The sequence below is a fragment of the Megasphaera coli genome, from assembly GCF_900095855.1.
GTDB lineage: Bacteria > Bacillota > Negativicutes > Veillonellales > Megasphaeraceae > Megasphaera > Megasphaera massiliensis_A.
In genome coordinates, this window is record NZ_FMIY01000002.1 from 1,315,254 (window position 1) to 1,330,413 (window position 15,160).

The 15,160-nt window shown below is 52.1% G+C and carries 8 protein-coding genes, 3 rRNA genes and 1 other annotated feature; of the genes, 5 read left to right on the forward strand and 6 right to left on the reverse strand.

The features are described from left to right. Positions 1–31: 31 nt before the first annotated feature. The 4 genes from BQ2674_RS06905 to BQ2674_RS06925 all read left to right on the forward strand — a co-directional run bounded on the left by BQ2674_RS06905 (position 32) and on the right by BQ2674_RS06925 (position 5,374). Complete coding sequence (locus BQ2674_RS06905) at positions 32–1,204, forward strand: molybdopterin-guanine dinucleotide biosynthesis protein MobB (protein ID WP_075573066.1); 1,173 nt, start codon at positions 32–34, stop codon at positions 1,202–1,204. A 190-nt stretch (positions 1,205–1,394) separates the two neighbouring features. Continuing rightward, positions 1,395–3,599, forward strand: coding sequence for a formate dehydrogenase subunit alpha (fdhF, locus tag BQ2674_RS08610; RefSeq protein ID WP_083222318.1), 2,205 nt, complete (start codon positions 1,395–1,397; stop codon positions 3,597–3,599). Further along, a complete protein-coding gene (locus BQ2674_RS06920; protein ID WP_075573069.1) occupies positions 3,592–4,137 on the forward strand; it encodes a 4Fe-4S dicluster domain-containing protein in 546 nt (181 codons plus the stop codon). The genes fdhF and BQ2674_RS06920 overlap by 8 nt, the downstream gene beginning before the upstream one ends. Before the next feature lie 10 nt (positions 4,138–4,147). Continuing rightward, complete coding sequence (locus tag BQ2674_RS06925) at positions 4,148–5,374, forward strand: molybdopterin molybdotransferase MoeA (protein ID WP_075573070.1); 1,227 nt, start codon at positions 4,148–4,150, stop codon at positions 5,372–5,374. A gap of 58 nt (positions 5,375–5,432) precedes the next feature. On the opposite strand, the gene BQ2674_RS06930 is transcribed toward BQ2674_RS06925, so the two are convergent. The 6 genes from BQ2674_RS06930 to BQ2674_RS06955 all read right to left on the reverse strand — a co-directional run bounded on the left by BQ2674_RS06930 (position 5,433) and on the right by BQ2674_RS06955 (position 13,816). Further along, the gene (locus BQ2674_RS06930; protein WP_075573383.1) at positions 5,433–6,173 is read right to left on the reverse strand and encodes a formate dehydrogenase accessory sulfurtransferase FdhD; all 741 of its coding nucleotides are present in this window, start codon (positions 6,171–6,173) and stop codon (positions 5,433–5,435) included. A gap of 188 nt (positions 6,174–6,361) precedes the next feature. Continuing rightward, a 5S ribosomal RNA gene (gene rrf / locus BQ2674_RS06935) occupies positions 6,362–6,478 on the reverse strand. A 52-nt stretch (positions 6,479–6,530) separates the two neighbouring features. Next, positions 6,531–9,449: ribosomal RNA gene (locus tag BQ2674_RS06940) — 23S ribosomal RNA — on the reverse strand. A 136-nt stretch (positions 9,450–9,585) separates the two neighbouring features. Next, positions 9,586–11,154: ribosomal RNA gene (locus BQ2674_RS06945) — 16S ribosomal RNA — on the reverse strand. Together the 16S, 23S and 5S rRNA genes form the textbook arrangement of a ribosomal RNA operon. A gap of 258 nt (positions 11,155–11,412) precedes the next feature. Further along, positions 11,413–12,825: an FAD-binding oxidoreductase gene (locus BQ2674_RS06950; RefSeq protein ID WP_075573071.1), complete on the reverse strand. Its 1,413-nt coding sequence runs from the start codon at positions 12,823–12,825 to the stop codon at positions 11,413–11,415. A 25-nt stretch (positions 12,826–12,850) separates the two neighbouring features. Further along, positions 12,851–13,816 carry a bile acid:sodium symporter family protein gene (locus BQ2674_RS06955; protein WP_075573072.1) on the reverse strand — a complete coding sequence of 322 codons (966 nt, stop codon included), beginning with the start codon at positions 13,814–13,816 and terminating at the stop codon, positions 12,851–12,853. 374 nt (positions 13,817–14,190) lie between these two features. Beyond that, positions 14,191–14,412 (forward strand) — a binding site (T-box leader). 50 nt (positions 14,413–14,462) lie between these two features. Between BQ2674_RS06955 and cysE the strand changes: the two genes are divergently transcribed. After that, positions 14,463–15,158 (forward strand): serine O-acetyltransferase, encoded by a 696-nt coding sequence (gene cysE / locus BQ2674_RS06960; protein WP_075573073.1) that lies wholly within the window; start codon positions 14,463–14,465, stop codon positions 15,156–15,158. Positions 15,159–15,160: the final 2 nt, after the last annotated feature.

A 15,160-nucleotide genomic window follows, 5' to 3' on the forward strand; every position in this document is an offset into this window, starting at 1 on the left:
CTTTTCTTAAAAACGATAGGACAATCTTAATATGAGCTCACACAACGCAGCGAACCTCCTTTCTCTCCTCGTTCTTGCAGGCGGCGAAAGCAGTCGTATGGGATACAATAAAGCATACCTGCCTTGGCGCGGTAAAACCTTGTTGACAGATTTACTCTGCCGCAGTCTTGTCGTGCCCTTTTCTTCCATAATCGTTTCGGCAAATGCCCCCATCGACTTGACGAACTTGCCGGGACAACTAGAGGTTATCGCCGATAAATCATCCGAGAAGATAAAAGAATATTTTTGGACGTCGCCCAAAGGAGAATCGCGTACCCTTGCCGTCATTGGCGATACCTTCCCTCACTGCGGCCCCTTGAGCGGCATGGAGGCGGCCATGCGCGCCTATCCTGCACCGAGGCGTCTCGTCCTCTCCGTCGATCTGCCGTTCTACGACTTTTCCGCCCTGTCCCGTTTCCTCACATCGACAGGTGCCGGTAGCTACGAAGCCATTGTCCCTGTCGTTAACGGCAAAGAAAATCCTCTTGCCGCCGTCTACACGGACAGTGTCTATAAAAAAATCCGTGCCGCCCTGCAAAGCGGTGATTACCGGGTCAGGCAGATTTATAAAGACGCGGCCCGCTTTGTCGACGAAAGTGCTTATGCGCACCAGTACGTCAACACGAATACGCCCGTTGCTTACAAAGATGCCTTAGCCTACGAAACGAACCGGCAGCGTACCGTGCCCGTCATCTCCGTTACGGCCGACAAATCCGGTACCGGCAAAACACGGCTTTGCGTCGCCCTTATCCGCCGGCTGACCGCGCAAGGCTATGCCGTCGGCTACGTCAAGAGTACCCATCACAACGTGAGCGGGGAAAAGCCGGGCAGCGATACGTGGCGGGCAAAAGCGGCCGGTGCCGTATCCGCCTATATTGCCGCACGTGCCGACGCAGACGGGCCGGATAAATCCCGTGCCCTTTTGCTGCACGCCGAAGCGATGCCGGCCGATGTCGTCTTTATCGAGACGAGGAGCCGCACCGTTTTTCCGGCCATAAAAGTCCTCGCTCCCGGCGAAGCGCCGCCTCCGGCGGATGACGGCGAAAAGATTACGGCCGTTGTTTCGCCCGAACCGCCGCCGGCAACGAACGACTACCGCTGTTTTACGCCTGCAAATATACGGGAAATAAGCGAGTATATCATTTCCCTTCTCCCTGCTGAATGAAGACGGCGAAAAATCTCATTTATACATTTTTTTGTTTTCATTTGCATATTGAGAATATTAGGTATACAATAGGGTTATCCGTAAGATATATATGTGAAGCCTGTCACAGCCTTACATATTCTTATTCCTTAGTGAAATAATATACAAACACCTGCGTATTTGTTATCAACCATAAAGAGGTGAATTTATAATGGCTTATGAAAAGGTTACCACCGTTTGTCCTTACTGCGGTACAGGCTGTCTTATCGACTGTATTGTAGATAAAGAGAACAATCGCGTCATCGAAGCCAAGGGCTGTCCCGACGGCGTGAACAACGACGGACGCCTTTGTCTTAAAGGGTTGTACGGTTGGGACTTTCTGAACGATCCCAAAATCCTTACGAAGCGTATTCGCACGCCCTTAATGCGCAAAGGCGGTAAAGGAAGTCCCCTTGAACCGGTTTCTTGGGAAGAAGCGATTCAATATACGGCAGACCGACTTAAAGCCATCATCAAGGAATACGGTCCCGATACGGTTATGGGTGCCGGCTCCGCCAGAGGTCCGGGAAACGAAGTCGGTTATTTGACACAGAAGTTTATGCGCGCAGTCGTCGGCACGAATAACGTCGACCACTGCGCACGTATCTGACACGCGCCTTCAGTCGCCGGGCTCGGCGAATCGGTTGGTGAAGGCGCTATGTCTTATAGTGTTCCCGAACTGGAAGATGCGGAAGTCATCTTCAACATGGGGTATAATGCGGCTACGTCCCATCCCCTCGTAGCTCGTCGGATTGTACGGGCTAAGAAAAAAGGCGCAAAGATTATTTGCGTCGATCCCCGCAAGACCGAAACCGCCCGTATTGCGGACATTTTCCTGCAAATCAAGGGCGGCACGAACATGCTTTTCCTCTGCGCAATGGCGCATGTCATCGTAACGGAAGACCTGGTCGATCATGAATTTGTCAATGCCCATACGGCCGGTTTTGAAGAGTACGCCAAAAAAATTGCCGATCCGAAATATGCACCCGAAGCGATTGCGGAACAGACTCACCTCAATCCGGAAGACATTCGCGCGGCGGCACGGCTCTTTGCGTCATCGAAACATACCATGACCACGTGGGGCATGGGCATTACCCAGTTCTCCCAAGGGGTGGAATGCGTTATTGCCTGCTCGAACCTCTGCCTCATGACCGGCAACTACGGACATTACGCTACAGGCGTCGGTCCCGTCCGCGGCCAGAACAACGTACAGGGGACATGCGACATGGGTGTTTTGCCCAACGTCTATCCGGGCTATCAGAAGGTTACGGACCCGCAGATCCGTGAAAAATTCGAACAAGCCTGGGGCGTCAAACTCTCCGAAAAGAACGGCATGCCCTTAACTCACGTTCCGGACAGGGTACTCCGCGAAACGGATCCGAAAAAGCAGATTCACGCCTACTATATCATCGGCGAAGACCCGGCCCAGTCGGATCCCGATTTGCCGGAAATTCGCGCAACCCTGGAAAAAATCGACTTTGTCGTAATCCAGGATATCTTCTTCAACAAGACCAGCGAATACGCCGACGTCATCCTGCCGGCAACGTGCTGGGGCGAACACGAGGCGGTATATTCCTCTTGCGACCGCCGTTTCCAGCGAGTCCACAAGCTGGTCGAACCGGATCCGAATCTCAAAACGGATTGGGAAATCCTCTGTGAAGTTGCGACTGCCATGGGCTATCCCATGCACTATAACAATACGGAAGAAATTTGGAACGAAATGATTTCACTTGCTCCGAAATTTTTCGGCGCGACCTACGAAAAACTGGAAGCCAACCACGGCATCCAGTGGCCTTGCTGGTCGCAGGATCCGGAAGACAAGGGCACCCAATACCTCCATGCCGGTGCCGAATTCGCTACGGCCGACAAAAAAGGGCATTTCTACTTCTTCCCGTTCACGCCGGTCAAGGAAAAGGAAACGGAAGAATTCCCCCTCTCCTTGTCGACGGTACGCGAAGTCGGCCACTACTCCGTCCGCACTATGACGGGCAACTGCCGGCTCCTGCGCTCTCTGGCGGACGAACCGGGCTTCATCACGATGAACCCGGAAGACTGCGAAGCTCTCGGCATCAAGGAAGGCGAACTGGTTCGCGTCATTTCACCGCGCGGCAGGACCGTTACGCGCTGCCTGCCGACGGAACGCGTTTCCAAGGGCGCAACGTACATGACCTATCAGTGGTGGATCGGTGCCTGCAACGAATTGACGAATGCCAAGCTCGATCCGAAGAGCAATACGCCTGAATTTAAGTATTGCGCGTGCCGTGTAGAAAAAATCGAAGATCAGAAAGCGGCGGAACAGTTCATTATTGAGCAATACGGCAAAATCCGTCAACAAATGGGCATTATAAACGAAACGGAGGCGGCTTCCAATGAATAAATTCATAAAGCCGGACCCTATGCTCTGCATCGGCTGCCGTACCTGTATGATTGCGTGTGTCGTAAATCATACGGGAAAAAATATATTCACGATGGATCCGGACAGCTACGACTTCACGCCGCGCGTCCAGATTCAAATTACGAAAGACATGACCCGGCCTGTACAGTGCCGTCAGTGCCCCAAACCGAAATGTTTGGAAGCTTGTCCTTTCAAGGCCATCTCTATGGGCGAGGATATGGTTATCCTTGACCAGGATATTTGCAAAGGCTGCGGCAAATGTGCAAAAGCTTGTCCCTTTGGCGCTATCACCATGGCCCGTATTTACCACGGCGACACGAAAGGCCGTCCTTTCCGTCAACTAGCCTTTAAGTGCGATCTTTGCCGTGACACGGAATCGGGCGTTCCCGCCTGCATTGAAGCATGCCCGACTGAAGTCTTTACGCTCTTTGATCCGGCCGCTTTGGCTGCCAAGGCAAAAGCAGCCAAAGCGGCATTGGAAGCGAAAAAAGCGGCTGAAGCGGCAACAACGCAGTCATAAAGAGGAGCATATGACACCTGTATCAGTAGAAAAAGCCAAACAAATTTGGCAAGACACCCTGCAAAACATAACAATCGGGACGGAATACATCCGTCCCGATGCTGCGTCAGGCCGCATATTGTCAAAAAATATCCATGCCGCCTATGCCTATCCGCCATATAGAAAGTCGCCCTTTGACGGCTATGCACTCCGCTATGCGGACGGTACCGCAAAATACCGTGTTTTGGCGACCATCGGCGCCGGCGAAACGTACGATAATGCTGTCGCCCCGGGCGAAGCGGTACGTCTCATGACGGGCTGCGCCCTGCCCGACGACTGCGATACCATTGTCATGCAGGAGCAGACGACACGTGACGGCGACGTAATTGTCCTGCACGGCACGGTCCGTAAGGGAGACTATGTCATTCCCGTCGGCGAAGAATGTGACAAGGGACCCCGCCTCTTTACGGCAGGCACGCACCTTACGGGCGGAGCGATTTCTGCGGCTGTCGGCATGGGCAACGAAGAACTGTCCGTTTATAAAATGCCGCGGGCAGTCCTCGTCACATCAGGACAGGAATTGGTTATGCCCGGCGCAAAGCGCAGCAAAGGGCAAATTTATAACTCCAACGCTTACCTTTTCACAAGCCTTTTGCGTGAATATGGCTTTACGCAAGTCACGCACATGCATGTAACCGATAAAGCGGAGACACTGAAAACGGAAACAGAACGAATCGGCGCAGCGTTAAAAAACGCAGACATCCTCATCAGCACGGGCGGCGTCTCCGTCGGTCTCTTCGATACGATGCCGCAAATCTACGAAGCTCTCGGCGCGCGTAAGCTTTATGACCGCATCACCATGCGCCCCGGTTCGGCCGCCTTCGGCGGCGTTATTGAACAGGACGGCCGGACAATTCCCGTCTTGGGTTTATCCGGCAATCCGGCCGCCGCCTTCAACGCCTTCCACCTCATCGCCCTGCCGGTCCTGCGCAGACTGCAAGGTGAGACCGTGACGGATCTGCCCGTACTGGCCTGTACCATGGTCGGCGGCGTGAACAAAGACAATCCGGTCGATCGCTTTGTCCAGGGCATGATCTCCTTCTCTGACGGACGGCCCTTTTTTACGCCCAATACGGTAGCTACATCAAGTTCTCTTTTAGGCCTTGCTCATACAAACGGCTTGGCCATAATTCAGAAGGGCACGCCGCCATGCAGAGACGGGGAAACGGCAGACGTACTTCTTTTAAAATTTATATAAAAATTCTATATATGAAAAGACACTCGACATTATTTTAGCCGAGTGTCTTTTTTTACGCTTACTGTTCAAAAGAAATACGTTCTTTATGTGTGTACAGCCTGAACGAATCGGGACGCAGGCCGCAAATAACGGTAATTCCGAGCTTATCCGCCAATTCAAGCCCCAAGGCGGACGACAGGGCCCGTGACGCAATGAGATGAAGGCCCATGCCGTGTACCTTTGTAATGACCGACTGCGGCACGCGTCCGCTAAAGATGAGCATGACATCCGATACGTCTATACCCTTTTCTTCCACAATGCCGCGCAGCCGATCGAGAACATTGTGGCGTCCGATATCTTCGGCATAGGCCAGCATTTCACCGCCCTTACGCACGAGCGCCCCTTCATGAACGCCGTGTGAGCTGTGATGAGCTGCCGAGAGAGAATCCAAGAGGCTGCCGTAGCTGCAAATCTCCTCGGCCGCGACAGGCCCCAGACGGTCGACCGGGCAGGAAGGCTTCTCATGCCCCTCCTTCGTCAGCGTGACAAGGGCCCTGCCGTCTGTAATAACGACAGATTCAATATCCGCATAGGTCCTCACCAAGCCTTCTGCCAAAACATACCCGATTGTAAGATGGTACAAATCCTGCGGTGATGCGATTAAGGCGCCCCGCTCTTCGCCGTCGATAATGACGGGCATGGTCACTTCTTCGGAAATAAGGGCCCGTTCTTCCGTTTTTTCTTTATTACGATAATTTGTATATACAATTTCCCTGCACGGGGAAAAACGCAGGACGTCGCTTTCTTCTACATGTCTCATTTTCACACTAATCACTCCCATACATGGCTCTGCATGTATTATGCCTGCTGCGGCAAAATTAGTCAAACGCCGTACACACCAAGGCATTTTTGCCGCCTCTTCGGAAGAACGAAAGATGTCCCGGCGAACAGGCAAGCAGCCTGTACACAAAGAAACGGGACATGCAAATGCATATCCCGTTTCTTAGTAATCAGCGGCTTCCTATGCTCCCGGGGCGTCTCCGCCCAAGTACTGTCGGCGTATGCAGGCTTAACGGCTGTGTTCGGTATGGGAACAGGTGGATCCCTGCAGCTGTCACCACTGAATCGCCTCCCCCGTACCCTCACAACTACAGAAAACGTAAGCCTCCCCTCTTCGTAAGTTAAGCTCTCGGCCTATTAGTACCGGTCCGCTCCATGCATCGCTGCACTTCCACTCCCGGCCTATCTACCATCTCGTCTCCATGGGGCCTTACTTACTTTCGTACTCAGAAACCTCATCTTTAGGCCGGTTTCACGCTTAGATGCTTTCAGCGTTTATCCCTCCCCGACGTAGCTACCCGGCTGCACGGCTGGCGCCATGACCGGTACACCATCGGTCGGTCCACTCCGGTCCTCTCGTACTGGGAGCAGCCCCTTTCAAGTTTCTTACGCCCGCGATGGATAGGGACCGAACTGTCTCACGACGTTCTGAACCCAGCTCGCGTACCACTTTATTGGGCGAACAGCCCAACCCTTGGGACCTACTTCAGCCCCAGGATGTGATGAGCCGACATCGAGGTGCCAAACCTCCCCGTCGATATGGACTCTTGGGAGAGATAAGCCTGTTATCCCCAGGGTAGCTTTTATCCGTTGTGCGATGGCAATTCCACTCTCTACCACCGGATCACTAAGCCCGACTTTCGTCCCTGCTCGACCTGTCCGTCTCGCAGTCAAGCTCCCTTCTGCCTTTGCACTCTGCGCGCGGTTTCCGTCCGCGCTGAGGGAACCTTTGGGCGCCTCCGTTGCTCTTTCGGAGGCGACCGCCCCAGTCAAACTGCCCGCCTGAGACTGTCCGAAGCCTCGTTACGGCTCTCGTTAGAATTTCAATAAAACAAGGTTGGTATCCCACCGCCGACTCCGCGCAAACTGGCGTTCACGCCTCTACGTCTCCCAACTATCCTGTACGTCTTCTACCGAAACTCCATCTCAGGTTACAGTAAAGCTCCATGGGGTCTTTCTGTCCAGTCGCGGGTAACCTGCATCTTCACAGGTACTTCAATTTCACCGGGTCCCTCGTTGAGACAGTGCCCAAATCGTTACACCTTTCGTGCGGGTCGGAACTTACCCGACAAGGAATTTCGCTACCTTAGGACCGTTATAGTTACGGCCGCCGTTTACCGGGGCTTCAATTCTCTGCTTCGCCTTTCGGCTTACACGTCCTCTTAACCTTCCGGCACCGGGCAGGTGTCAGCATCTATACGTCAGCTTTCGCTTTTGCAGACGCCTGTGTTTGTGCTAAACAGTCGCTTGGGCCTCTCTTGTGCCACCCCTTTCAGCTCCTACCGCTTCCGGTCCTCACCTACTCGGGGTTATCCTTTTCCCGAAGTTACGGATACATTTTGCCGAGTTCCTTAACGAGGGTTTTCCCGCGCACCTTAGAATTCTCTTCCCGCCTACCTGTGTCGGTTTTGGTACGGGCGCCGCAGCCCTCGCTAGAAGCTTTTCTTGACAATCGAGTCCCCGTTCCTTCGCCTGTATCTCTACAGCCTCCCCATCACATCTCGGGCTTTTTGTGTGCCGGATTTGCCTACCACACTCCCTACCTGCTTGGACATGCTCTTCCATTCGCATGCGAACGTTCCTTCTTGTGTCACTCCCTCGCTCTATCGGTCTGCGCCGGTGCAGGAATTTCAACCTGCTCTCCATCTCCTATGCTTCTTCGCCTCGGATTAGGTCCCGACTTACCCCGGGTCGACGATCGTTGCCCGGGAACCCTTCGGCTTTCGGTGGAAAGGATTCTCACCTTTCTTTTCGCTACTCATACCGGCATTCTCACTTCCTATCGGTCCACCTGTCCTTCCGGTCAGGCTTCTCCCCCATAGGAACGCTCCCCTACCCATGTATGTCTCCCATACATGCCATCGCTTCGGTTCCGTGCTTGAGCCCCGGTCATCTTCGGCGCGACGTCTCTCGACCGGTGAGCTATTACGCACTCTTTTAATGATGGCTGCTTCTGAGCCAACATCCCGGTTGTTTTCGAAACGTCACCTCCTTTTCCACTTAGCACGGCATTGGGGACCTTAGCGGTTGGTCCGGGCTGTTTCCCTCTTGACTGCGGGTCTTATCACTCGCAGTCTGACTCCCATGTATAAGTACTGCCATTCGTAGTTTGATTAGGTTCGGTAACCTTCTGGCCCCTTCCCTGTTCAGTGCTCTACCGCCACTACTCTCTCCATGAGGCTAGCCCTAAAGCTATTTCGGGGAGAACCAGCTATCTCCACGTTCGATTGGCATTTCACCCCTATCCACACCTCATCCAAAAGCTTTTCAACGCTCACTGGTTCGGTCCTCCACACATTGTTACCTGTGCTTCAACCTGGGCATGGATAGATCACTGTGGTTTCGGGTCTACTATATCCGACTTATCGCCCTCTTCAGACTCGCTTTCGCTTCGGCTCCGCGTCTTCCGCTTAACCTTGCCGCATATACCAACTCGCCGGTTCATTCTTCAATAGGCACGCCGTCACACCCTTATCGTGCTCCGACTGCTTGTAGGCATACGGTTTCAGGTTCTCTTTCATTCCCCTCCCGGGGTTCTTTTCACCGTTCCCTCTCGGTACTCTTCGCTATCGGTCCATATCAGTATTTCGCCTTGGAGGGTGGTCCCCCCTGCTTCCCACAAGGTTCCTCGTGCCCCGTGGTACTCCGGATTCTACCCCACTCGCTTCGTTGCGCCTACCGGGCTCTCACCGTCTTCGGCTCAGGTTCCCACCTGCTTCGGCTTCCTCCGCTCATGTCTTAGTAGTCCTCTACCCCGTCTCGGTTTCCCGCTTCGGTTTGGGCTCCGCCCTCTTCGCTCGCCGCTACTACGGGCATCTCTGTTGATTCTTCTTCCTCCGGCTACTTAGATGTTTCAGTTCACCGGGTGCCCCCCTCCATTACCGGAGGTGACAGTACTTCTACTGCCGGGTTGCCCCATTCGGATATCTGCGGCTCTCCGGTTACTTGCACCTTACCGCAGCTTTTCGCAGCTTATCGCGTCCTTCTTCGGCTGATATGGCCTAGGCATCCGCCGTACGCCCTTTCTTTCTTAACTTTCCTTCTAAGGTTTTTCTCTTTCTTTCAGAGGTCTTTCTTACGTTTTCATGTAGTTGTCAAGGTACAGGGCTGAAAGGTCCGTGACCTCTCAAAACTAAACAATACAATCCCCTTCGCCAGCATTGCGTCCCTAGAAAGGAGGTGATCCAGCCGCACCTTCCGATACGGCTACCTTGTTACGACTTCACCCCAATCATCGCCCCCACCTTCGACGGCTGGCTCCTTGCGGTTACCTCACCGGCTTCGGGTGTGAATGACTTTCGTGGTGTGACGGGCGGTGTGTACAAGGCCCGGGAACGTATTCACCGCAGTATGCTGACCTGCGATTACTAGCGATTCCTCCTTCATGCAGGCGAGTTGCAGCCTGCAATCCGAACTGGGACTCTGTTTTTGGGGTTTGCTCCGGATCGCTCCCTTGCTTCCCTCTATTTAGAGCCATTGTAGTACGTGTGTAGCCCAAGCCATTAGGGGCATGATGACTTGACGTCATCCCCGCCTTCCTCCGCATTGTCTGCGGCAGTCTCTCCTGAGTCCCCACCTCTACGTGCTGGTAACTGAAGATAAGGGTTGCGCTCGTTGCGGGACTTAACCCAACATCTCACGACACGAGCTGACGACAGCCGTGCACCACCTGTTTTCGTGTCTTCCGAAGAAGAACGGCATATCTCTACGCCCTTCACTCAATGTCAAGGCTTGGTAAGGTTCTTCGCGTTGCGTCGAATTAAACCACATACTCCACCGCTTGTGCGGGCCCCCGTCAATTCCTTTGAGTTTCAACCTTGCGGCCGTACTCCCCAGGCGGGGTACTTATTGCGTTAACTCCGGCACGGAAGGGGTCGATACCTCCCACACCTAGTACCCATCGTTTACGGCCAGGACTACCGGGGTATCTAATCCCGTTTGCTCCCCTGGCTTTCGCGCCTCAGCGTCAGTTGTCGTCCAGAAAGCCGCTTTCGCCACCGGTGTTCCTCCTAATATCTACGCATTTCACCGCTACACTAGGAATTCCGCTTTCCTCTCCGACACTCTCAGCCGGCCAGTTTCTCTCCCCTCACGGGGTTAAGCCCCGCACTTTTTAGACAGACTTGGCCGGCCGCCTGCGCGCCCTTTACGCCCAATCATTCCGGACAACGCTTGCCACCTACGTATTACCGCGGCTGCTGGCACGTAGTTAGCCGTGGCTTTCTTCTACGGTACCGTCACGGTCTTATGCTGTTCGCACAAAACCCGTTCGTCCCGTGTAACAGAGCTTTACAACCCGAAGGCCGTCTTCACTCACGCGGCGTTGCTCCGTCAGGCTTTCGCCCATTGCGGAAGATTCCCCACTGCTGCCTCCCGTAGGAGTCTGGACCGTCTCTCAGTTCCAATGTGGCCGTTCATCCTCTCAGACCGGCTACTGATCGTCGCCTTGGTGAGCCCTTACCTCACCAACCAGCTAATCAGACGCAAACCCCTCCCTCGGCGGTAGCTTGTTCCAGAGGCCACCCTTTCCTCCACCTGCCATGCGGCATGTGGAGCTCATTCGGTATTAGCAGCCGTTTCCAGCTGTTGTCCCCATCCCAGGGGCAGGTTGTTTACGCGTTACTCACCCGTTTGCCACTCGATTCGATTAAAAGCAAGCTTTTCACCGTCTCTCGTTCGACTTGCATGTGTTAAGCACGCCGCCAGCGTTCGTCCTGAGCCAGGATCAAACTCTCCATCATAGAAAGTGTCTCCCACTCATGTATTTCTTTGTTGCCGTTTTTTGCCTTACTTTCGTAAGACCTCGCACTCTGGCGTTTTTTTGGTATTGTATTGTTCAGTTTTCAAAGGTCTTTTCGCCTTGCGGCGACTTGCTTATCTTACCAAATTTCTTCCCCTTATGTCAAGGCCGGGGTTGCGAAAATATGCGAATGGGTCCGTTTTCGCAAAAAGCGGCGGCACACCGGCTCTGTAAGGCCGGTGTGCCGCTGCAAGCCGTTTTACTCTTCTTCCAAATTAACAATCTTTGCGGGATTCATGATGTCATTCGGATCGAGAGCCCGTTTGATGGCCCGAATAATGCGCTGTTCTCCTTCCGGTGTATGGCGCTTAAACTCCTTCATTTTCTTGTAACCGATACCGTGCTCACCGGACATTTTGCCGCCCAGGGCATAGACTTCACGAAACAGATCTTCATGGAATTTTTCCATCTTCAACATCCACGCTTCCGGTGAAAGACCGTCTTTATTTAGGGGAAGCACATGAATGTTGCCGTCACCGATATGGGCTACCGTCACGGCATAAAGGCCATGTTTTTCTTTAAGTGCCGGCAGTTTTCCCGTAATCGCCGCAATCTTGTCGAGAGGAACGACAAAGTCTTCGGCCACGTACATAATGTCAATGTCACGAGCCGCTTCGGCAAACTGACGCCGGCAGCTCCAAACCCGATCATCAGCCTGAATGACATCAACAGCACCGCAAGCTTCACTTATCTCGCTTGCTTTTTCCATCTTTCTGTCCAATTCGTCTTCATCAAAAGTCTCCACTGTGACGATGACATAGCAGACGCCGCTGTCCACGTGTGGCAAGGTAATTTTACAAAAAGCGGAGCAAACACGTAACGCCTCATTATCCATGTATTCAACACTTGTCGGCTCAATGCCCGCCTTTAAAAGCTTATTAGGCAAGGTAAAGGCCTGTTCGTCTTTGTTAAAAATCGCCACGAGATCAAACTTATACGGCGGCAGGGGACGCAGTTTAAGTGTGATTTCCGTAATAACTCCCAAGGTTCCTTCAGAACCGCAGAACAGTTGCTCCAAACAGTAGCCTGTCGAGCACTTCTGCAAACGCGCCCCGACGTCGACAATGTCCCCCGTCGGTGTAACGACCTTCATACCGTAAATCTGATTGCGCGTCGTTCCGTATTTAACAGCTTTGTTTCCTCCCGCATTAGTTGCCACGTTGCCGCCGATCTGACAACTTTCGGCGCTGCACGGATCGCCGGCATAGAGGAGGCCGCGCCGACGGCACTGTTCCTGTACTTCACTGGTACGAACGCCCGTCTGGACAACGGCATACAAATTATCCTCGTCGAGCTCAAGAATTTTATTCATCCGGTCAAGCTCCATAACAATGCCATGGTAAACGGGGATGGCTCCGCAGGCAACACCGGAACCGGCAGCACGCGGCGTAATGGGGACGAGATGCTCGTTTGCCAACTTGACGACTGCCGCTACCTGTTCCGTCGTTTCGGGAAAGACTACAACTTCAGGTGTGCGGAACCAATAGGGATTACCTTCCTCGTCAGTCTGATACGTAAGGAGCTTTTCCGGATCGACGGTAAATCCCTTGTCACCTAAAATACTGCGCAGTTTCTCAATGAATTCGGGCGTTACTTTATTAAATCTAGCCATGTTGTTTTTCCTCCTTTGTTTATATTTATACCGGTTCAATTTTTTCCGGTTTTTCAATTTCATCTTCCGCTGTTTTACTTCCCCAAAGGGACGCAATAAAAGAACAGCAAACAGTCGTCCAAACGACACCGACGGCAGCAGGTAATGCCGCAACGGGGTCAAAATATTTTACGGCAAGCGCAACGGCAAGCGCCGTATTCTGCACACCTACGACGAAGGTCATGGCTTTGCCTTTTTCTTTCGGCATGCGCAGGACCTTTGATACAAGAAAGCCGATAGCAAGGCCCATAAAAGTATACAGGACCATAGCCAGGGCCGCCGAAGGCGCAATGGCCTGCAGCCGTTCCGCATTAAGTGAAACGACGACAAGCACAATGAGAATAATGGCTATAATCGTCGTTAAGGGAACGAGCGCCAAAATAGTCGGTATTTGTTTGGCAAATATTTTGTGCATGACTAAACCCAAGAGTACGGGTATAATAACGATTTTAATAATACTGATAAACAGTGCCGTCCCGTCAACGGCAAGATACGTACCCGCATAAAGAAGGAGCAGCAGCGGCATAATAACCGGCGCCAGCATAGTGCTGATGCTGGAAACCGTAACAGACAACGCTTTATCGCCCTTTGCCAAAAAGGTCATGACATTGGACGTCGTCCCCGTAGGCGAACAACCGAGCAAAATAAGCCCGACAACGAGCATCGGTGCAAGTCCCAAGAGTTTACCGACACCCATGCCGACCAGGGGCATACAGATGTATACCGTAAGAACACCTATAATAACATCCTTAGGCCGCGTAAAAATCAACTTGAAATCATTCGGCGTCATAGACAGGCCCATGCCTAACATGATAAGGCTCAAACACGGCGAAATAATGCTGCCGTACGAGCGGAACGAATCAGGTGTCATGTAGGCGACAATTGCCGAGATGATAACCCAAAGGGGTACATATTTTGCCAAAAAAGCTATTCCCGCTTTCCAGTTTGCCATACTATCCCTCCTTTTCGAAAGATTATAAATTGTAATTCCGTTTATGAGTTAATTTAATTATACTATATGTACATATTAAAGGTAAATATAATATATAAATATATAAAAATTTTTACTCTTGCAAATCGCAATAGCAATTAGGACAGCGGTGCATATGTTTGAAAGCGGGCATCAACACAGTCGTAATCCGGAATTTTGCGAGGTAATTCGTTGACTCACCGTTTAATATGAGTAATAGTATCCGGGGATAGAAGGTTTAATAATGAGTACAAGACATGGGCAGGGCCTCCGGCTCCTGCCGCCGTTATTATATGCTCAATCTTGACAAAGTATAACTATCAAGTTAAGATAACAGTAATTTCAAGAAATAAGCAATAAATGTGATGAGCAAAACAAGTACGCATATGAAAGTCATACAGAGAGCGCCGGTCACCGGCTGAAAGCCGACGCAGCAGCCGTAATATGCCGAATGCCTTTGTGAACAGGAAGGTTGAACTTTAGTAGACTTTCTCGCAAAACCTGCGTTACAGGTGTCATGAGAGATAATCATCCTTTTGATTATAATCAGAGTGGAACCGCGGATCCCCGTCTCTGTAAAGGGGGATCTTTTTTTGTACCCATTTATACCTTAGGAGGTAATGTTTCCGTGTTTAATCGATTAAAACAAGATATTCAAGTAATACGGGATCGGGATCCCGCTGCAAAGAATACATTGGAAATACTTCTTTGCTATGCCGGATTACACGCTATTTGGGCACATCGACTCTCGCATTTTCTCTATCTTCACAAATGGTTCGTTACGGCTCGCCTTATTTCCAGCATTACCCGCTTCTTTACAGGAATTGAAATTCATCCGGGCGCACAAATTGGTGCCGGATTGTTCATCGACCACGGTACGGGTATCGTCATCGGTGAAACGACGATTATCGGCAACAACGTTTCCCTCTACCAGGGCGTGACGCTCGGCGGTACGGGAAAGGAAAAAGGCAAACGCCATCCGACCATAAAAGATTGCGTCGTCATAGCCAGCGGCGCTAAGGTGCTCGGCTCTTTCACTGTCGGCGAAGGCGCCAAAATCGGCGCCGGATCCGTTGTCCTTCATGAAGTACCGCCGTACTCGACGGTTATCGGTATTCCCGGACACGTAGTCATGCAGCACGGTAAACGCGTCGGCAGAACCTATACGGAACAGGACATCGACTTGGAACACAATCAGCTGCCCGATCCGATTGAAGACGAAATCAGAGAATTAAAGCAACAAATTGCATTCTTGCAACAACGCCTTAATGACATGAATACAACCGAACACACGCATATAAAAAAACTGGTACAGCACAAATAATC